Origin of the sequence: Bradyrhizobium sp. C9, from assembly GCF_002532045.1 — a bacterium.
In the GTDB taxonomy this organism is placed as follows: Bacteria; Pseudomonadota; Alphaproteobacteria; order Rhizobiales; family Xanthobacteraceae; genus Bradyrhizobium.
In genome coordinates, this window is record NZ_NWTG01000014.1 from 175,904 (window position 1) to 193,669 (window position 17,766).

Below are 17,766 nucleotides of genomic sequence, written 5' to 3' on the forward strand. Positions count from 1 at the left end.
GCGACAGGTTGCCGCACCGGATAGAAGGTGCCCCGTGGAAGCAACCTCGAACGAAAAATCAGGGAGAGAAACACGATGAAATCGCTCTTGGCCGCAGCGGCGGCCGGCCTCGCGCTTGCGGCCTCCGGCACGGCGGCTCACGCCCAGATATCCGACGACGTCGTCAAGCTCGGCGTGCTCACCGACATGTCGAGCCTCTATGCGGACGCCACCGGCAAGGGCTCGGTCGCCGCGGTCGAGATGGCGGTCGCCGATTACGGCGGCAAGGTCAAGGGCAAGCCGATCCAGGTCGTGGTGGCCGATCATCAGAACAAGCCCGACGTCGGCGTCAACATCGCGCGCAACTGGTACGACAACGAGAAGGTCGATGCGATCCTCGACGTGCCGACCTCCTCGGTCGCGCTGCCGATCTCGGCGCTGACGCGCGAGAAGAACAAGATCAACATCAATTCCGGCGGCGGCTCCTCCGACATCACCGGGACCGCCTGCTCGCCCAACACCGTGCACTGGACCTACGATACCTACGCGCTGTCGAACGTCGCCGGCAAGGCGATGGTCAAGCGCGGCGAGGACACCTGGTTCTTCGTCACCGCCGACTACGCCTTCGGCATGGCGCTGCAACGTGACGCCGCCAACGTCGTCAAGGAGAGCGGCGGCAAGGTGCTCGGCGAGGTACGAGCTCCGCTGAACTCGCCGGACTTCTCGTCCTTCCTGCTGCAGGCGCAGGCCTCCAAGGCCAAGGTCGTGGCGCTCGCGAATGCCGGCGGCGACACCACCACAGCGCTGAAGCAGGCCGCCGAGTTCGGCCTCGCCCAGGGCGGGCAAAAGATGATCGCTCTGCTGATGGAGATCACCGACACCCACGCGCTGGGCCTGAAGGCGACGCAAGGCCTGATCGTCACCGACGCGTTCTACTGGGACATGAACGACGAGACCCGTGCCTTCTCGAAGCGCTTCAACGAGAAGGTCGGCCACATGCCGACCATGATCCAGGCCGGCCTCTACTCGGCGACCATGCATTACCTGAAGGCGATCGAAGCCATCGGCACCGACGAGGCGCCGAAGGTGATGGAGCAGATGCGCAAGACGCCGGTCAACGACTTCTTCGCCAAGAACGGCCACATCCGGATCGACGGCCGCATGGTGCACGACATGTATCTGTTCGAGACCAAGAAGCCCGAGGAGTCCAAGGGCGAGTGGGATCTCTACAAGCTGATCGCCACCGTGCCCGGCGACGAAGCCTTCCGTCCGCTCGACAAGGGCGGCTGCCCGCTGGTGAAGTCGAACTAGCCAGCCGAGCGTCGACGCATTCGCTCTGAGTGCGGCGGCCATCGAAGGTTGAATTTGGAGGATGCGGGTCGATCGATTCGCATCCTCTTTTTGCTTGCGTAGCTGCGTGAGCCCTCAGCGCCGGGCACGATGCGCACTGCGGCGCGGCACATGGACGATGCCGATACCGCTCTCCTGCGCCTGCAGCGCTTGCAGCACCGCGGGCGGCAGCAACACCAGCGCGGCGGCGGGGGTCGGCGCGCCGTTGTTGAGCACGTCGCGATACGGATACAGCGCCTGGTAGGCGGCCGGTTCGGAGATCGCGGCCTGGGCAAAGGCCGCCGTCGCCGTGACGGCCGACAGCGCTGCAACCAGCGCGATGGTTTTCAACCTCCTGGTACTGAACGTCCTGGCGAGATGGGAAATCCTGGTAGTCATGGTAACGCTCCCGCGATTTACATCGCATACGATTAATTCGTTCGCACCTGATAAAGGCGTGGCACGTCCGAGCTTCAAGTATCCCGATTTAATCGGATGCGATTTATTCGGGCGCGTGGCTTCAAAAGTCCGTGTGATCCGGGTGATCTTGGCGGCTTGCAATGGCGCCTGCTCGCGCCACGCGGTCGGCGTCCAAGTTGCGTCGGCCGGGGCGCTGGCGATCTCGACAGCGCCGGGCACTCGGGCCTTGCGCTTCGAGACGTCCGATGCGCGACGCCAATTCCCGCTGCTGGAACCTTGCATGCAATCGGCCGCCGATGAGAAACATTGAAGCGAAATGTTTTCAGCGGCACCGAACACGGTTGCTCCGGTCAAATTCGAGCCGGATCGGACAGGCTGCCGAGGTTGGCAGGATTTAACATCCACGCCATAGTGAATGACTATCCTGGTCATGAGCCAATGTGGGGTCAGCTATGGACGTGTCACCTTCTGGTAGCGAGAGCCGAAGCACGTCGGAGCCACCACAAGCAGCTCAGCAAGGCAATGCGCATGCAGCCACGCGCACGCCGGCCATCATCGTCGGCGTGATTGCCGCGATCATCATTGCGCTGTCCGTCTATTATCTGCTGCGGCCCGAGCCGCTGCTCGTGCAGGGCGAGGTCGATGCGACGCGGCTCGACATCGCCGCGCGCGTCGATGGACGGGTCAAGGACATCCCTGTCGAGCGCGGCCAGAACGTGGCGGCGGGCGCCGTCCTGGTGAAGATCGACAATCCGGAAACGCTGGCAAAGCAGGATCAGATGCGCGCCGCCAAGGCCGTCGCGGACGCCCAACTCGCCAACGTCCTGGTTGGAACGCGGGCGGAAACCATCGCCGCGCGGAAGGCGGAGATGGAGCGCGCGCAGGCCGCGCAGGTGCTGGCGCAGAAGACCTTCGACCGCGCCAAGACACTGACCGAGCAAGGCAACGCGCCGCAGGCCCGCCTCGACCAGACCACCGATGCGCTGCACGAAGCCGAGCGCGGGCTCGATCAGGCGAAGTCGGCCTATGAGCAGGCGGTCAACGGCTACACCAAGGAAGAACGCGCGATCGCGAAAGCCAACGTCGAGAAGGCCGAGGCCGACATTCAGAGCGTCCAATCTGTCATCGATCAGCTCGCGGTGTACGCGCCGGTCGCAGCGCAAGTCTATCAGCGCAACGTCGAGCCGGGCGAGTTCGTCTCGCCGGGCGTGCCGCTGGTGACGCTGATCAATCTCGGCGACCTGTGGATCCATTTCGATCTGCGCGAGGACCTGGTGAAGGGCCTGAAGGTCGGTGACAAGTTCGACGTCCGCATTCCGGCGCTCGACGACCGTCATGTCACGGTCGAGGTCAAGCTGATCGCCACCAAGGGTGAATATGCGAGCTGGCGGGCGACCCGCGCCACCGGCGATTTCGATCTTAGGACATTCTCGATCCGCGCCTATCCGGTGCAGCCGGTGCCCGAGTTGCGGCCCGGCATGAGCGCCTATCTCGACTGGCGGTCGCGCCAATGAAGTTGGCATCGCAGCCCGGATTCTGGCGGGTCGCACAGCGCGAGTGGCAGTGGCTGGTACGCGACCGCGTCGCATTGCTCTTGATCTTCGGCGTGCCGCTGTTCGCCTTCGTGGTGCTCACGACCGTGTTCAGCCAACCGGTGATCCGGGGCCTCGGCGTCGCCATCGTCGACACCGACAAGTCGGATACCTCGCGCGCGCTGACGCAGCAGGTCGCGGCGTCGCCGAGCCTGCGGATCGTCGACGATTCCGGTTCGCTGGCGACCGCGGTGCAGGACATCCGGTCCGGCAAGGCGATCTCGGCGATCTTCATCCCGCCGAATTTCGAACGCGACCTGAAGGCCGATCGCCGTCCGCAGGTCGTCGGCTTCTACAACCAGCAATTCCTGACCGCGGCCGGCATCGCCTCGTCGGGCCTGAACGATGTGTTGTCCGCCGCCGCGAGCGCGGCAGCTCCGGCCAACCGCGCCGCGCCCGCCCCGGCATCGATGGGAACGCTATCCGCGGAGACCATCGCGCTGGTCAATCCGCAGAAGAACTACGCGCAATTCCTGCTGCGCGCGCTGCTGCCGACGATCATCCACGTGGTGATCACGCTCGCGGCGGGCTATTCGGTCGGCTCCGAATTCCGCCGCCGCAACGCGCGCGAGTGGCTCGAAAGCGCCGGCGGCGATCCGATCGCCGCACTCGCCGGCAAGCTGGCGCCGCTGTTCGTGATCTTCATCCTGATCATGCTGGCCCAGCCGCTGATCCTCGAGGGCGTGCTGCAGATTCCCTTCAAGGGCGACGTGCTGCTGATGATCGCCGCAGGTCTGCTGCTGATCATCGCCTATCTGGCGCTCGGCGCCCTGCTGCAGCTTTTGGTCGGCGATCTCGCGACCGGGCTCGGCCTTGCCGGCCTGATCGCCTCCCCCGCCTTCGGCTATGCCGGCGTCGGCTTTCCCACCATCGGCATGAATACGTTCGCGCAGGTCTGGAGCGCGATCCTGCCGCTGCGCTGGTACATGGCGGTCCTGATGGGACAGGCGGCGCGCGGATTGCCGGCATCGGAATCGGCCATCCCCTTCGCGGCGCTCGCGGGCCTCACGCTGCTGTTTGCCGCGCTGGCCTTGCTGCGCATGGCGAGCCTGACGCGCAGGGGCTGGTTTGCGGCGGCGCGGCCGCCCGAACCGGCGGCCAGCGAGCGGACGCCACCCGGCGTCGGCGGCGCCTTCACGGCGGAGTGGCGGCGCGTGCTCGGAACGCGCAGCGCCTTCAGCCTGCTGTTCCTCGCTCCGCTGGTCTACGGCATCTACTATCCGCAACCCTATCTGAACCAGATCCTGCGCAAGCTGCCGATAGCGGTCGTCGACAATGATCTCAGCGATCTCTCGCGCCAGATCGTCGAGACGCTCGACGCCAGCGGCACATTGAGCGTGACGGTGCGTGCCCGCACCCTTGCGGAGGCAAGCACCGCGATCGACCGCGGCTATGCATTCGCCGCGGTGCAGATTCCGCCCGGCACCGAACGCGATGTGCTCAAGGGCCTCACCGCGCACATCCCGGTCTACGCCGACGCCACCTATCTGTTCATCTTCCGGTCGACCGCCGGCGCCGTCGCCACCGCGATCGGCACGCTGACATCGGAACTGGTGTCGCGCGGCGCCCGCGCCGACGGAAGCCTGGTCAAGGCGAAGCTCGCGAGCCTCAGCCCGGCCAATGTCCTGCTGCAACCGATCTTCAACCCGGTCGGCGGCTATGCGAGCTACATCGTCCCGGCGGCGTTCATCCTGATCCTGCAACAGACGCTGCTGATCGGCGCGGCGATGCTGACCGGCACGGCGCTGGCGAATTCCCGCAACACGGTTGCCGGCGTGTTCGGGCGCGGCATTGCCCATCTCACGATCTACCTGCCGGCGCTCGCGCTCTATCTGATCGTGCTGCCGCGGATCTATGGTTTCTCGACGCTCGGGCATTTGCCGCAGATCTTCGCGCTGGCGACCGTCTTCCTGCTGGCGACCAGCTTCCTGGGACAGGCGATCGGCGCCTGGTTCACGCGGCCGGAGAACGCCACCATCCTGCTGCTGGCGACCAGCCTGCCGCAATTCTTCACCGCCGGCTTCGCATGGCCGCGCGAAGCCATCCCCGATGCGGCCACGGCGCTCGGCCGGCTATTCCCGGCCGACTCGGCGATCGACGGCCTCGTGCGCATCAACCAGCTCGGCGCCAGCATCTGGGAGGTCTCGCACGACTGGCTCAGGCTGTGGTGCCTGGCCCTGGGCTATTTCGTGCTCGCCGTGATCTCCGCGCTGGTGTTCAAGAGAGGACAGCAAGATGCCCAACGCTAGGCGCATCGCCATTGTCGCGATCCCGCTTGTGCTCGTCGCGGGTGCGCTGGTCTATGCCGAGGGCCGCGCGACGCCGGCCCCTGCAATCGTCGGCGTGGTCCGCTCGACCGAGGTCAGGATCGAGCCGGAAGTGAACGGCCAGCTGGTGTCGATCGTGGTCGAGAAAGGCGCGCAGGTGCACGCGGGCGACGTCCTCGCCAAACTCTCCGCCGTCGAGCTGACCGCACAGGCGGACCAGGCGCGGGCCGCGCTCGCCGCCGCGGTGGCGAGCCGCAACAACGTCTATGCCGGCGTCCGCCGCGAGCAGATCGATACGCTGAAAGCTGCGATCTCCAAGGCCAATTCGCGCCTCGACTATGTGGAGACCCAGCTCAAGCGGATCACCACGCTGGCGGGCCAGAGTTTTGAAACCCAGCAGGCGCTCGACCAGGCCGAGAACGACGTGGCCGCGGCGCGCGCCGGCGTCGCCGCGGCCCGGGCCAATTACGATGCGGGTGTGGCCGGGCCGACCAAGGAGGAGCGCGCCATTGCCGATGCGCAGGTGCAGGCGGCCGCGGCCGCCGTCGCGGTGCTCGAGCGCCGTCTCGACAAAATGGTGCTGCGCGCGCCGGTCGACGGCGTTGTCAGCGTGATCGCCGCGGAAGTCGGCGAGAACGTTCGTGCGGGCCAGCCGATCCTGATGATTGCGGCGGCCGGCAAGCAGTGGCTGTCGTTCAATGTGCGCGAGGACCATCTGGGCGGCCTTGCGATGGGCAAGACCGTGAGCGTGATACCGAACGGTTCCGGCGCCGCCACCAAAGCTGCCATCACCGAATTGCGGCCGCTCGGGGTGTTCGCCACCTGGCAGGCCGAGCGCGTGATCGGCGATCACGACCGCAACACGCTGCGCCTGCGCCTCGATCCCGCGGGCGCCGCGGAAGGTCTCGAACCCGGCATGAGCGTCCGGATCGAACGTTGACGCACCCACAACGCCCGACCGCGAGCCGCAATGAGGTGCATGCTGTCGCCCTTCCGGCCCGTCGCGGGAGCTTGTGTCTGCCTGCCTCCCCTAATAGTCATCGGACTGTCAGATGATTGCGACAAGAAGACAACAGCGTTGGTCCTGTTGGGCTCGGCCCTCATGGCATCGCCCCGATGCCACGCAAAGATGGAGACTTGGCCGTGAGGCAGATTCGTTCGCGACGGAAGGTGCATGTTGGCGCGATGCTGCTCGGCGCGGCGGCTCTGGCGGTCCTGCTGCCGTCGATGGCGTCTGCGCAAACCGGCCCGGCGCCATCAGGCGCAAAACCCTTCCTGACCGTCGACGGCAAGCTGCCACTCGTGATCGGGCATCGCGGCGTGCCGGGCCTGGTGCCCGAGGAGACCGAGGCTTCGTATGAGCTGGCCGCCGATCTCGGCACCGACTCGCTCGAAGAGGACCTGCATCTGACCAAGGATTGCGTGCTGGTGGCGCGCCACAATCCATGGCTCGGCGACAACACCAACGTCGCCGAGGTGGCGAAGACCAATCCGGAAGTGGCTAAACGCAAGCGCACCTTGCCGGGCGTTCCGGTCAAGGTGAAGTGGGCGCAAACCCCGACCAGCGGGCCCGTTGAATATCCCACCGATCTCGTCGATCCGGCCGATCCGAAATCGGTGCTGAAGGCGCTGATCGTCGACGGCGACGACCATACCAATGACTGGTCGATCACCGATTTCACCATGACCGAGCTGAAGGAGTGGATCGCCGGCACCACCTATGATGCGGCCAACGAACGGCCAAAACTGTTCAACGGCAAGTTTCCGATCATCAGCTTCCAGGACATCATCGACATCGCCAAGGCCAAGAGCAAGGCGACGGGGCGCACGATCTCGGTCTATCCGGAAACCAAGAATCCGACCTGGAACAATGCCCAGGCGATCGCCAATGGCTGCGGCGCGCCCGGCAGCCACCCGCTCGAGGATGCCCTGATCAAGATCATCAAGGAGAACGGCCTCAATGCGAAGGACGCCCCGATCATCGTGCAGAGCTTCGAGCCCGGCAGCCTGAAATATATGCGCAGCCACGGACTGGAAACGCGGCAGGTCCAGCTGATCGACGGCAACGGCGTCGACTTCAAGACCGGCAAGGTGCTGCTCAACAACATCGCCAACTCCCGTCCCTACGACTGGACGGTCGCAGGCGACGGCCGCACCTTCGATGCGATGCTGACGCCTGCGGGCCTCGCCGAGATCAAGACCTATGCCGACGGCATCGGTCCGTGGAAGGCCTACATCGTCCCCTACAAGATCTCGCCGTGGAAGGACAGCAACGCCGACGGCACGCCCCACAAGGGATCGACGGCGGATGCCTCGACGCAGGACGCCACCAGCGTGATTGCCGACGCGCACAAGCTCGGCCTGTTCGTGCACGTCTTCACGTTCCGGAACGAGAAGAAATACCTGGCTGCCGACTATCGCGGCGATCCGGGTCTGGAATATCTGAAGTTCTTCCGTCTCGGCGTCGACGGTGTGTTCACCGATTTCACCCACACCGGCGTCGCCGCCCGCGCGACCTATCTGCGCGAACTCGGCTGGTGACGTCCACAAGAGAGATTTCGTTCACCCTATGACAAAATGCGCCCGACATCGCCGGGCGCATTCGACTTTCAGGCAACGCGATCCGGATTACTCGGTCGCGTATTTGAACTCGGGCATCGCCTTCAGCTCATCCTTGGTCGCGCTGAACACCGCGTGATCCGGATACCAGGGATTCGGCTTCGACGCCGCCGCCGCAGGGGCCGCGCCCGTGGTGGTCGTCGACTTGGTCGTGCTGCCGGTGTTCGCGGCGCCGGTATAGGCGACCGGCTCGCTCACGAACTTCACCTTGTCGAGCGGCACGGCGACCAGATGCTCGCCGACGCCGAGGAAGCCGCCGACGCCGATCACGACAGCCTTGATGGCGCCGCCCTTGTCCATCAGGAGATCGTTGATCGAGCCGACGCTCTCGTTCTTGTCGTTGTAGACGCTGAGGCCGACGACCTTGGACGCGCGCCAGTTACCTTGATACGAGGTCGCCGACGTGCTCGTCGTTGTCGACGCCGCAGGTGACATCTTGTCGCCCTTGTCGGTGGGTGTCTGTGCAATCGCGACGGTTGAAAGCAAGGCGGAGCCGGCCACGCCGGCGATGATGGATTTGATCAACATTGTTGCGCTCTCCTCAGTTCGCAAAATCGATGCTGGGAGAACCCGTGATATGCGCGACCGTTCCTAATGCGCCTGCGCTCAAAGGTCGCCCTGATGCCTGAGAACGCCATGCTTGGGAACGCCATGGAAGCGATGCGGCAAGCCCCGGGGGTTGCGCGCTCTACGACGCATGGAACGTTGCGATCCTTGACGCGAGCGATCGCGATCTCTCAATTAGGCTGCGGTTGAGCCTCACGACTGCGCCGGACGCGCAGTCCCAGATGTGACGATGTTTGGCTCACGAAGTCGTCCCGGCGAACCGCGCTTGCGCAAAATCATCCGCATGCACAACGCGCCCCGCATCACGAAAGCCGATCGAGCGCGACGTACTGCGTTCAGAAGCCGCCCCAATAGGGCGGCACGCCGTAGAAGCGATGCAGCTCGACTTCCTGCGAGCGGTCGCCCCAATCGAAATCCTTGTCGGCACGGAACGAGGGCGCACGCTTCAATTCGTCATCCTCGATGTCGAGCTCGTAGGCCTCGAACTTCGTATTGTAGTGCAGCCGGCCCCACGGCAGCGGGATCAGATTGGATCCGATCCCGAGGAAGCCGCCGAAGCTCAGCACCGCGTACGACACCTTGCCCGAGATCTTGTCGATCATCAGCCGCTCGATATGGCCGATCATGTCGCCATTGGCCCGTCGCACCGCCGTCCCCTCGACCCGATCGCTTGCTATGAGCTGATGCGGCCTTGCCCTGACCTCGACAGCCATCTCACCCTCCTGGCCTGAAAGAGAAACAACGCGTCGCCTGGGGAACGGGTTCCGGCCCTGATTATGACAGACGCCCTTCCCCTTTCCAGGCCGCCATGGCCCCCGCGGGCCCTGCGCGCGGCACAGGTGAGTTCTGCCCGTATTTCAACGGATTAGGCTTGATGACAGAACGATAACTTTTCTCCACAACGCCGACCTGTTAACTCGTTATGCCGGGCAAGATTCCAGAAATGCACTGAAACAAAATTCCTGAGCCGCTTCCCCCGAATCACGGACAAAAGAGTCGGTATGACCCAGGCTGCGCCCAATATCCTCGTCGTCGAGGACGACCGCGAAACGCGGTCTCTCATCGCCAAATATCTCCGCACCAATTCCTGCCATGTCACGACCGCCTCGGACGGCCGCGAGATGGCCAAGGCCATGACCGACCACCGCGTGGATCTGCTGGTGCTCGACGTCATGCTGCCGGGCGAGGACGGCCTCAGCCTGTGCCGCAAGGTGCGCGCGGAGTCGCAGACGCCGATCATCATGCTGACCGCGCGCGGCGAGGACGTCGACCGCATCCTCGGCCTCGAGATGGGCGCCGACGATTACTTGGCCAAGCCGTTCAACCCGCGCGAGCTGCTGGCGCGGATCAACGCGGTGCTGCGCCGGCAGGCCGCGGCGCGCAACGCCAGCGCGATCGAGGGTGCGACCACGCTGACCTTCCTCGGCTGGCGCATCGACATCCGCTTGCGCGAGCTGCGCAACCCCGAAGGGGCGCGCGTCGCCATGACCAGCGCCGAGTTCGACCTGCTGCGCACCTTCTGCGAACGGCCCGGCCGCGTGCTGTCGCGCGACAGCCTGCTCGACCTGACGCAGGGCCGCAGCGCCGGCTCGTTCGAGCGTTCGATCGACGTCTTGGTCAGCCGTATCCGACGCAAGATCGAGCCCGATCCGCAGGAAGCCACCATGATCAAGACGGTGCGGTCCGGCGGCTATGTGTTCACTCCGAGGGTGGAGGCGGTTGCCGCCACGAGCAACTGACCATGAAGCTGCTGCGCGTGCTGAGTCTGCGGGGGATCGGCGCCCAGATGGCGGCGCTGGTCGTCGTCTCGATCGTCACGCTGCACCTCATCATCACCGCCACCTTCCTGATCCATCGCCCGGACCGGCCGGAGCCGTCCGATCGCTGGCACACCCAGCTCGCCGCCGCCGCGCAACTGCTCGGGCATGCCCCGGCATCGGAGCGGCCGCGGCTCCAGGCCGACGTTATCAGAGCCTTCCCGCAGCTTGCGATCGGTGACTTCACGTCCGATACCAGCGCCCTCGCCGAGACCGATACGCCGAGCCTGCACGCGCTGCGCCGGCTCGGCGCCGGCTATCGCGTCTTCCAGCTGCCGCGCGAAGCGGGCGGCACGCCAAACGACAACGAGATCCGCCGCGTCGCCATCCGCCTGCCCGACGGCAGCATGTTCGCCGCGAACCTGATGCCGGACCAGCACATGCGGCCGTTCTGGGGCGGGCCGTGGATGATGACGGTGCTGTTCGCCGTCATCAGCGTCACCCTGCTCGGCCTGTGGGCGGCATGGGCGCTGACGGCTCCGCTGTCATCCTTCGTCAAGGCCGCGGAAACCTTCAGCCTGAACGGCGCTGCGGCGCCTCTGCCCGAACGCGGCCCCGAGGAGATCCGCTCGCTGGCCAAGGCGCTGAACCGGATGCGCGAGCGCATCACCGCATTGATCGACGACCGCACCAAGATGCTGGCCGCGATCAGCCACGACCTGCGCACGCCGATCACGCGGATGCGGCTGCGCGCCGAATTCATCGAGGACGAGACCCATCGCCACCGCATGCTGCGCGACCTCGACCAGATGCGTTCGATGCTGGAATCGGTGCTGTCGTTCCTGCGCAACGACCGCAAGCTCGAGGAGATGACGCTGGTCGACATCGCGAGCACGCTGCACCTCGTCACCGACCAGTTCGCCGACATGGGACACAAGGTCAGCTACGAGGGTCCGCAGCACGCGATGGCGACCGCGCGGCCCGCCGACCTGCATCGCAGCATCACCAATCTGGTCGACAATGCCGTGCGCTTCGGCGGCGAAGTCGCCGTGCGCCTCGACGTTCAGCCGGATCGCCTCGTCATCGACATCGAGGATGACGGCCCCGGCATTTCGGATGCGCACAAGGCAAGCGTGCTGGAGCCGTTCGTGCGCGGCGACCAGGCGCGCAACATGGACGAGGCCGAAGGCTTTGGCCTTGGCCTGTCGATCGCCAACGCCATCGTGCTCGCGCATGGCGGCACGTTGTCGCTGCACGATCGCAAGCCGCACGGGCTCGTGGTCCGGATCGAACTGCCGGCGCGGCAGCAGCTGCTGCAATCGCAGCGGAAGTCCGCAGCCTGATCAGGCTGGGCTGATCGGCGACGAAGCAGACCGATAAACTAGAGCATCAGGCGGCGAGCGGCGTGAGTTGCGCGGTGTCGTAGATCGCGATCGCCTCGAAGCGGTAATTGCAGGCGCGGCAATTCCACAGGAACGACGTGCGCCCCTCGCTGTGCTCCACCCAATCGGGCCGGGCGATCGGCTTGCCGCATTGCGCGCAGGGATTTTCGCGAGGCATATAGCCGGTGTCCTGACGGACCATGGCGCATCTCCCGAATGTTGTTTCTTGCGTGCTTTGGAATGGACAGACGTGCTGACTCAACACACGCGCTGTCACCGACGAATGTAGACCTTCATCGCGTCGTTTGCACGACAATCCGCTGTGGATAGCGTGCGGCAAAACGCGGGCGAGAAAATCGGAGACCAAAACAATTTTCGGCTGCGACGATCGAAGCAAACAATTTGAAGCATCCGTCTGCGCACCACATCGTCCGCTTCACCCGCACCCGGACAATCACGGAGGCAGAACGTTCGCTGATGCGAAGGTTTTGCCACATTCCTGCCCGCTCGCCGTACCATTGAGACCGCAGAACCGACGCGCGTTTGATCCCCCCGGGCGACCCGAGATGAAGAACCTTCAGAGCCTTAGCTGTCTTGCCGCCGCGATTGCGGTGCTGGCGTCCTGCGCCGGTGCGCATGCACAATCGCGGGCGCAATATGAGGCGATGGTGGCGGCGGAGGCCCAGGCCAATCTGGTGCCGGAAGAGCTGGTGCATCGCGTCATCGTGCGCGAGAGCAAGTACCATCCGCAACTGATCGGGCGCGGCGGCGCCATCGGGATGATGCAGATCAAGCTCGCGACCGCCCGTGGGGTCGGCTACACCGGTACCGCCGAAGGGCTGCGCGACGCCGCGACCAATCTCAAATACGGCGTCAAATACCTCGCCGGCGCCTATCGCGCCGCCAATGGCGATTTCGACCGAGCCGTGCGTTATTTCGCGGGCGGGTATTACTACGTCGCAAAGCGGCAGCGCGGCGGTCACCTCAAGGAGGCGATGCATGGCGGCGCGGGTGCGCCACCGAAGGAGCTCGCCAAGCAAGACCAAATGTCGGCCGATAGTGCCGAGCCGAAGCCGGAACAGACCGAAAAATAAGGCTGATCGCGTCCACTCCGTCCTGACGCGCACGCCACAGCCGGCCGTCCTTCCCGCTGCAAATCACGCGATCGTTCCGCCGGCAACCTCGCGCGAAGAGGTGCGGCACTGCAGCGCGGCCGCTCCTGGCATACAAGTTGACACGTCCGCCCATCCGCCTACATTAGGGGCGTTCCGAGGGGTGCTCCGAAGGAGGAGCTGAGATACCGCAAGCTTGGACTTCGCCGTCAGGCGATCAGTTCGGGACCGCGGTGACCCTTTGAACCTGATCCGGGTCATGCCGGCGAAGGGACAGGGATGTATCAGACGTCAAGACTGCGGGGGGATTCCCCCGTCTCCATCATCGGCGCAGGCATAACCGGCGCCTGGCATGCGTTGTTGCTCGCAGAGGCCGGACGTGCCGTCACCCTGCACGAGCGCGGTGACGCTGCGATGACGCAATCCACAAGCCACTGGGCCGGCGGCATGCTGGCGCCCTGGTGCGAGGAGGAGGCCGCCGAGCCGGTGATCACCCGCCTCGGCATTCGCTCGCTCGATTTGTGGCGGCGGCATTTTCCGGAAACGGCGTTCAGCGGCTCGCTGGTGGTGGCGCATCCGCGCGACCGCGCCGATTTCGAGCGCTTCGCCCGCCTCACCTCAGGCCATCAAAGGCTCGACGCCGAAGGCGTCCGCGCGCTCGAGCCGGCGCTCGAGGGCCGCTTCGGTAGCGGCCTGTTCTATCCCGAGGAGGGCCATGTCGAGCCGCGCCGCGTGCTGCCGCGGCTGCATGCCGCGATCACGAAGGCCGGCGGCGCCATCAAGTTCGGCAGCGAGGCCGAGGTTGATGATCTCGATGGTCTCGTGATCGACTGCCGCGGCCTCGCCGCGCGCGACCGCGAGCCGAGCCTGCGCGGCGTCAAGGGCGAGATGATCGTGATCGAGACCACGGAGGTCGAATTGCTTCGCCCGGTGCGGCTGATCCATCCGCGCTGGCCGCTTTACGTGATCCCGCGTGGCGACGGCCGCTTCATGCTGGGGGCGACCTCGATCGAGGCCGAGGACAATGGCGTCAGCGTGCGCTCGGCGCTCGAGCTGCTGGGGGCCGCCTATGTGGTGCACCCGGCATTCGGCGAGGCGCGCATCGTCGAATTCGGCGCCGGCCTGCGCCCGGCGTTTCCGGACAATCTGCCCAAGATCAAAATCGAGCAGGAACGCATCACGGTGAACGGACTCTACCGTCATGGCTTCCTGCTCGCGCCGGCGCTGGCCGAGCTGACGCTCGCCTTTCTTTCGCGCGGCGAAATCGACAATGAGGTGATGCAATGCGCGTGATCGTCAACGGCGAGCAGCGGGAGATCAGCGCCGTCAGCGTCGACGCGCTGCTGGCCGAGCTCGACTACGAGGGTACGCATTTTGCGATCGCGGTGAATTACGACGTGGTGCCGAAGGGCCGCTGGGCCGAGACCGCGCTGAAAGCCGGCGACGAGATCGAGATCATCACGCCGCGGCAGGGAGGGTGATGATGATGATGAATGCGCGCACTCTCACTGTCCCGGCGAAGGCCGGGACCCATACTCCGCGGCCCTTCCTTGGGCACACTTGGAGACGCTCGTCGCAACAACACCCGGTCGTGGTTATGGGTCCCGGCCTTCGCCGGGACGACGGCATAGTGTGAGGAGACACATGGTCACCTTCTACGGCAAATCCTTCCCCTCGCGCCTCTTGATCGGCACCGCGCTGTATGCCTCACCTGCGATCATGCAGGGCGCGATCCGCGCCTCCGGCGCCAGCATCGTTACCGTATCGCTCCGCCGGGAATCCGCCGGCGGCAAGACCGGCGATGCGTTCTGGTCGCTGATCCGCGAGCTCGGCGTCACCGTGCTGCCGAACACCGCGGGCTGCCGCAGCGTGCGCGAGGCGGTCACCACCGCAAAGCTGGCGCGCGAATTGTTCGGCACGCCCTGGATCAAGCTCGAAGTGATCGGCGACAACGACACGCTGCAGCCCGACGTGGTCGGCCTGGTCGAGGCCGCCACCATCCTGATCAAGGACGGCTTTGAGGTGTTCCCCTATTGCACCGAGGATTTCTCGGTCGCCTCGCGGCTGGTGGAGGCCGGCTGCAAGGTGGTGATGCCGTGGGCCGCGCCGATCGGCAGCGCGAAGGGCATCACCAACCGCGATGCGCTCAAGCTGCTGCGCGACCGCCTGCCCGACATCACGCTGGTGGTCGACGCGGGCTTGGGGGCGCCGTCGCATGCCGCCGAGGCGCTCGAACTCGGCTACGACGCCGTGCTGCTCAACACCGCGGTGGCGAAAGCCGCCGATCCGGTTGCGATGGCCAATGCCTTCCGGCTCGGCGTCGAGGCCGGCCGCACCGCCTATGAAGCCGGGCTGATGGAAGCCCGCGACTTCGCCTCCCCATCCACCCCTGTCGTTGGGACCCCGTTCTGGCATGCCGTATCCTGATCCGTTCTATCCCGTCGTCGACAGCGTCAAATGGGTCGAGCGACTGACCAAGCTCGGCGTCGGCACCATCCAGCTGCGCGCCAAGGAGCTCGACGATGCCGGGGCGCTGCAGATCGTCACCGACGCGCTGGCCGTGACCAAGGGCACGGGCACAAAACTCGTCGTCAACGACTATTGGCGCGCGGCTGTTGTCGCCGGTGCCGAGCATCTGCATCTCGGCCAGGAAGACCTCGCCGATGCTGATCTCGCCGAGATCCGCAAGGCAAAACTCACGCTCGGCGTCTCCACCCATGACGATGCCGAACTCGACGCCGCGCTCGCAGCGAAGCCCGATTACGTCGCGCTCGGCCCGATCTTCTTCACCACGCTGAAGTCGATGCGGTTCGAGCCGCAGGGCATCCCGAAGATCACCGAGTGGAAGAAGCGGATCGGCAATATCCCGCTTGTCGCGATCGGCGGCATCAAGTTCGAGCACGCCGCCGAGATCTTCGCCGCCGGCGCCGATTCGATCGCCGTCGTCAGTGACGTCACCCAGAACGCTGACCCCGATGCGCGGGTCAGACAATGGCTCGGCCTTCGCGCCGCAGCCGCCTAACCAGAATTCAACGGAGGATCCCTCATGAACATCCGCTCCAACCCCGACACCACGCTCCCCGCCGTCACGACAGGCTCGCTGCCCTCTTCGCGCAAGATCTTCGCGACCCCGGCGGCCGCGCCCGACATCCGCGTGCCGCTCCGCGAGATCATCCTGTCCGAGGGCGCCGGCGAGCCGAACCTGCCGGTCTATGACACCTCGGGCCCCTACACCGATCCGACTGTCACGATCGACGTCAACAGCGGCCTGCCGCGCAACCGTCTCGCCTGGGTCAAGGCGCGCGGCGGCGTCGAGGAGTATGTCGGCCGCACCATCAAGCCGGAGGACAACGGCAATGTCGGCGCATCCCATGCCGCCAAGGCCTTCACCGCGCACCACAAGCCGCTGCGCGGCCTCGACGGCCACAAGATCACCCAGCTCGAATTCGCCCGCGCCGGCATCATCACCAAGGAGATGATCTACGTCGCCGAGCGCGAGAATCTCGGCCGCAAGCAGCAGCTCGAGCGAGCCGAAGCCGCCCTCGCCGACGGCGAAAGCTTTGGCGCGTCGGTGCCTGCGTTCATCACGCCGGAATTCGTCCGCAGCGAGATCGCGCGCGGCCGCGCCATTATCCCCTCGAACATCAACCATGCCGAGCTCGAGCCGATGATCATCGGCCGCAACTTCCTGACCAAGATCAACGCCAATATCGGCAACTCGGCGGTGACCTCGTCGGTCGAGGAAGAGGTCGACAAGATGGTGTGGGCGATCCGCTGGGGCGCCGATACCGTGATGGACCTCTCGACGGGGCGCAACATCCACACCACCCGCGAATGGATCCTGCGCAACTCGCCGGTGCCGATCGGCACCGTGCCGATCTACCAGGCGCTGGAGAAGTGCGAAGGCGATCCCGTCAAGCTGACCTGGGAGCTCTACAAGGACACCCTGATCGAGCAGTGCGAACAGGGCGTCGACTATTTCACGATCCACGCCGGCGTGCGCCTCGCCTACATTCACCTCACCGCCAACCGCGTCACCGGCATCGTGTCGCGCGGCGGCTCGATCATGGCGAAGTGGTGCCTCGCGCATCACAAGGAGAGCTTCCTCTACACCCATTTCGACGAGATCTGCGACCTCATGCGCAAGTATGACGTCTCGTTCTCGCTCGGCGATGGCCTGCGTCCCGGCTCGATCGCCGACGCCAACGACCGCGCGCAGTTTGCCGAGCTGGAGACGCTCGGCGAGCTCACCAAGATCGCATGGGACAAGGGCTGCCAGGTCATGATCGAGGGCCCCGGCCACGTGCCGATGCACAAGATCAAGATCAACATGGACAAGCAGCTCAAGGAATGCGGCGAGGCACCGTTCTATACCCTCGGGCCGCTGACGACCGACATCGCACCGGGTTATGACCACATCACCTCGGGCATCGGTGCGGCGATGATCGGCTGGTTCGGCTGCGCGATGCTCTGCTACGTCACGCCGAAGGAGCATCTCGGCCTGCCCGACCGCAACGACGTCAAGGTCGGCGTCATCACCTACAAGATCGCCGCCCACGCGTCTGACCTGGCCAAGGGCCACCCCGCCGCGCAGCTCCGCGACGACGCGCTCAGCCGTGCCCGCTTCGACTTCCGCTGGCAGGACCAGTTCAACCTCGGCCTCGATCCCGAGACCGCGAAGAACTTCCACGACGAGACCCTGCCGAAGGAAGCCCACAAGGTCGCGCATTTCTGCTCGATGT

Annotated in this window: 17 protein-coding genes and 1 riboswitch; of the genes, 13 read left to right on the forward strand and 4 right to left on the reverse strand. The window is 65.5% G+C overall.

Features of this window, described 5'->3' with window-relative positions:
- Nucleotides 1-75: 75 nt before the first annotated feature.
- The gene (locus CO675_RS25695; protein WP_097674620.1) at nt 76-1,290 is read left to right on the forward strand and encodes an ABC transporter substrate-binding protein; all 1,215 of its coding nucleotides are present in this window, start codon (nt 76-78) and stop codon (nt 1,288-1,290) included.
- Between the two features lie 114 nt (nt 1,291-1,404).
- On the opposite strand, the gene CO675_RS40115 is transcribed toward CO675_RS25695, so the two are convergent.
- Complete coding sequence (locus CO675_RS40115; RefSeq protein ID WP_143279105.1) at nt 1,405-1,707, reverse strand: hypothetical protein; 303 nt, start codon at nt 1,705-1,707, stop codon at nt 1,405-1,407.
- Nucleotides 1,708-2,180: 473 nt separating this feature from the next.
- Between CO675_RS40115 and CO675_RS25710 the strand changes: the two genes are divergently transcribed.
- From CO675_RS25710 to CO675_RS25725, 4 genes are all read left to right on the forward strand, one after another.
- A complete protein-coding gene (locus CO675_RS25710; protein WP_097674622.1) occupies nt 2,181-3,242 on the forward strand; it encodes an HlyD family secretion protein in 1,062 nt (353 codons plus the stop codon).
- Complete coding sequence (locus CO675_RS25715; RefSeq protein ID WP_097674623.1) at nt 3,239-5,569, forward strand: ABC transporter permease; 2,331 nt, start codon at nt 3,239-3,241, stop codon at nt 5,567-5,569. Before CO675_RS25710 ends, CO675_RS25715 begins: the two co-directional genes overlap by 4 nt.
- Nucleotides 5,556-6,527, forward strand: a complete 972-nt coding sequence (locus tag CO675_RS25720; RefSeq protein WP_097674624.1) for an HlyD family secretion protein — start codon at nt 5,556-5,558, stop codon at nt 6,525-6,527. Before CO675_RS25715 ends, CO675_RS25720 begins: the two co-directional genes overlap by 14 nt.
- Nucleotides 6,528-6,730: 203 nt before the next feature.
- Complete coding sequence (locus CO675_RS25725; protein ID WP_245452917.1) at nt 6,731-8,128, forward strand: glycerophosphodiester phosphodiesterase family protein; 1,398 nt, start codon at nt 6,731-6,733, stop codon at nt 8,126-8,128.
- Between the two features lie 87 nt (nt 8,129-8,215).
- On the opposite strand, the gene CO675_RS25730 is transcribed toward CO675_RS25725, so the two are convergent.
- The gene (locus CO675_RS25730; protein WP_097674625.1) at nt 8,216-8,734 is read right to left on the reverse strand and encodes a PRC-barrel domain-containing protein; all 519 of its coding nucleotides are present in this window, start codon (nt 8,732-8,734) and stop codon (nt 8,216-8,218) included.
- Nucleotides 8,735-9,108: 374 nt separating this feature from the next.
- On the reverse strand, nt 9,109-9,486 hold the full coding sequence (locus CO675_RS25735) for a PRC-barrel domain-containing protein (RefSeq protein WP_097674626.1): 378 nt from the start codon (nt 9,484-9,486) through the stop codon (nt 9,109-9,111).
- 288 nt (nt 9,487-9,774) lie between these two features.
- Between CO675_RS25735 and CO675_RS25740 the strand changes: the two genes are divergently transcribed.
- A complete protein-coding gene (locus CO675_RS25740) occupies nt 9,775-10,512 on the forward strand; it encodes a response regulator (RefSeq protein ID WP_021079973.1) in 738 nt (245 codons plus the stop codon).
- A 2-nt stretch (nt 10,513-10,514) separates the two neighbouring features.
- Nucleotides 10,515-11,873 (forward strand): ATP-binding protein, encoded by a 1,359-nt coding sequence (locus CO675_RS25745; protein WP_097674627.1) that lies wholly within the window; start codon nt 10,515-10,517, stop codon nt 11,871-11,873.
- A 46-nt stretch (nt 11,874-11,919) separates the two neighbouring features.
- Here CO675_RS25745 and CO675_RS25750 read toward each other — a convergent pair whose 3' ends face one another.
- Entirely contained in the window at nt 11,920-12,114 is a 195-nt protein-coding gene (locus CO675_RS25750) for a hypothetical protein (RefSeq protein ID WP_050403193.1), read from the reverse strand.
- Nucleotides 12,115-12,478: 364 nt separating this feature from the next.
- Between CO675_RS25750 and CO675_RS25755 the strand changes: the two genes are divergently transcribed.
- From CO675_RS25755 to thiC, 6 genes are all read left to right on the forward strand, one after another.
- The gene (locus CO675_RS25755) at nt 12,479-13,006 is read left to right on the forward strand and encodes a lytic transglycosylase domain-containing protein (RefSeq protein WP_097674628.1); all 528 of its coding nucleotides are present in this window, start codon (nt 12,479-12,481) and stop codon (nt 13,004-13,006) included.
- Nucleotides 13,007-13,173: 167 nt separating this feature from the next.
- Nucleotides 13,174-13,316, forward strand: a riboswitch (TPP riboswitch).
- A complete protein-coding gene (locus tag CO675_RS25760) occupies nt 13,304-14,317 on the forward strand; it encodes an FAD-dependent oxidoreductase (protein WP_097674629.1) in 1,014 nt (337 codons plus the stop codon). Its footprint overlaps the riboswitch before it by 13 nt.
- Nucleotides 14,308-14,505: a sulfur carrier protein ThiS gene (gene thiS, locus CO675_RS25765; RefSeq protein ID WP_097674630.1), complete on the forward strand. Its 198-nt coding sequence runs from the start codon at nt 14,308-14,310 to the stop codon at nt 14,503-14,505. Before CO675_RS25760 ends, thiS begins: the two co-directional genes overlap by 10 nt.
- A gap of 163 nt (nt 14,506-14,668) precedes the next feature.
- Entirely contained in the window at nt 14,669-15,451 is a 783-nt protein-coding gene (locus tag CO675_RS25770) for a thiazole synthase (protein WP_097674631.1), read from the forward strand.
- Nucleotides 15,438-16,046, forward strand: a complete 609-nt coding sequence (locus CO675_RS25775; RefSeq protein WP_097674632.1) for a thiamine phosphate synthase — start codon at nt 15,438-15,440, stop codon at nt 16,044-16,046. Before CO675_RS25770 ends, CO675_RS25775 begins: the two co-directional genes overlap by 14 nt.
- A 24-nt stretch (nt 16,047-16,070) precedes the next feature.
- Nucleotides 16,071-17,766 (forward strand): phosphomethylpyrimidine synthase ThiC (gene thiC / locus CO675_RS25780; protein ID WP_097674633.1); only part of this gene is annotated, 1,696 nt, incomplete at its 3' end.

Excerpts from the sequence above, each read along its gene's own strand:
- CO675_RS25775 (WP_097674632.1), top strand. The coding sequence starts at position 15,438 with ATGCCGTATCCTGATCCGTTCTATCCCGTCGTCGACAGCGTCAAATGG.
- CO675_RS25735 (WP_097674626.1), bottom strand. The coding sequence starts at position 9,486 with ATGGCTGTCGAGGTCAGGGCAAGGCCGCATCAGCTCATAGCAAGCGAT.
- CO675_RS25730 (WP_097674625.1), bottom strand. The coding sequence starts at position 8,734 with ATGTTGATCAAATCCATCATCGCCGGCGTGGCCGGCTCCGCCTTGCTT.
- CO675_RS25760 (WP_097674629.1), top strand. The coding sequence starts at position 13,304 with ATGTATCAGACGTCAAGACTGCGGGGGGATTCCCCCGTCTCCATCATC.
- CO675_RS25695 (WP_097674620.1), top strand. The coding sequence starts at position 76 with ATGAAATCGCTCTTGGCCGCAGCGGCGGCCGGCCTCGCGCTTGCGGCC.
- CO675_RS25770 (WP_097674631.1), top strand. The coding sequence starts at position 14,669 with ATGGTCACCTTCTACGGCAAATCCTTCCCCTCGCGCCTCTTGATCGGC.
- CO675_RS25740 (WP_021079973.1), top strand. The coding sequence starts at position 9,775 with ATGACCCAGGCTGCGCCCAATATCCTCGTCGTCGAGGACGACCGCGAA.
- CO675_RS25710 (WP_097674622.1), top strand. The coding sequence starts at position 2,181 with ATGGACGTGTCACCTTCTGGTAGCGAGAGCCGAAGCACGTCGGAGCCA.
- CO675_RS40115 (WP_143279105.1), bottom strand. The coding sequence starts at position 1,707 with ATGACTACCAGGATTTCCCATCTCGCCAGGACGTTCAGTACCAGGAGG.
- CO675_RS25715 (WP_097674623.1), top strand. The coding sequence starts at position 3,239 with ATGAAGTTGGCATCGCAGCCCGGATTCTGGCGGGTCGCACAGCGCGAG.
- CO675_RS25755 (WP_097674628.1), top strand. The coding sequence starts at position 12,479 with ATGAAGAACCTTCAGAGCCTTAGCTGTCTTGCCGCCGCGATTGCGGTG.
- CO675_RS25750 (WP_050403193.1), bottom strand. The coding sequence starts at position 12,114 with ATGGTCCGTCAGGACACCGGCTATATGCCTCGCGAAAATCCCTGCGCG.
- CO675_RS25720 (WP_097674624.1), top strand. The coding sequence starts at position 5,556 with ATGCCCAACGCTAGGCGCATCGCCATTGTCGCGATCCCGCTTGTGCTC.
- thiS (WP_097674630.1), top strand. The coding sequence starts at position 14,308 with ATGCGCGTGATCGTCAACGGCGAGCAGCGGGAGATCAGCGCCGTCAGC.
- CO675_RS25745 (WP_097674627.1), top strand. The coding sequence starts at position 10,515 with ATGAAGCTGCTGCGCGTGCTGAGTCTGCGGGGGATCGGCGCCCAGATG.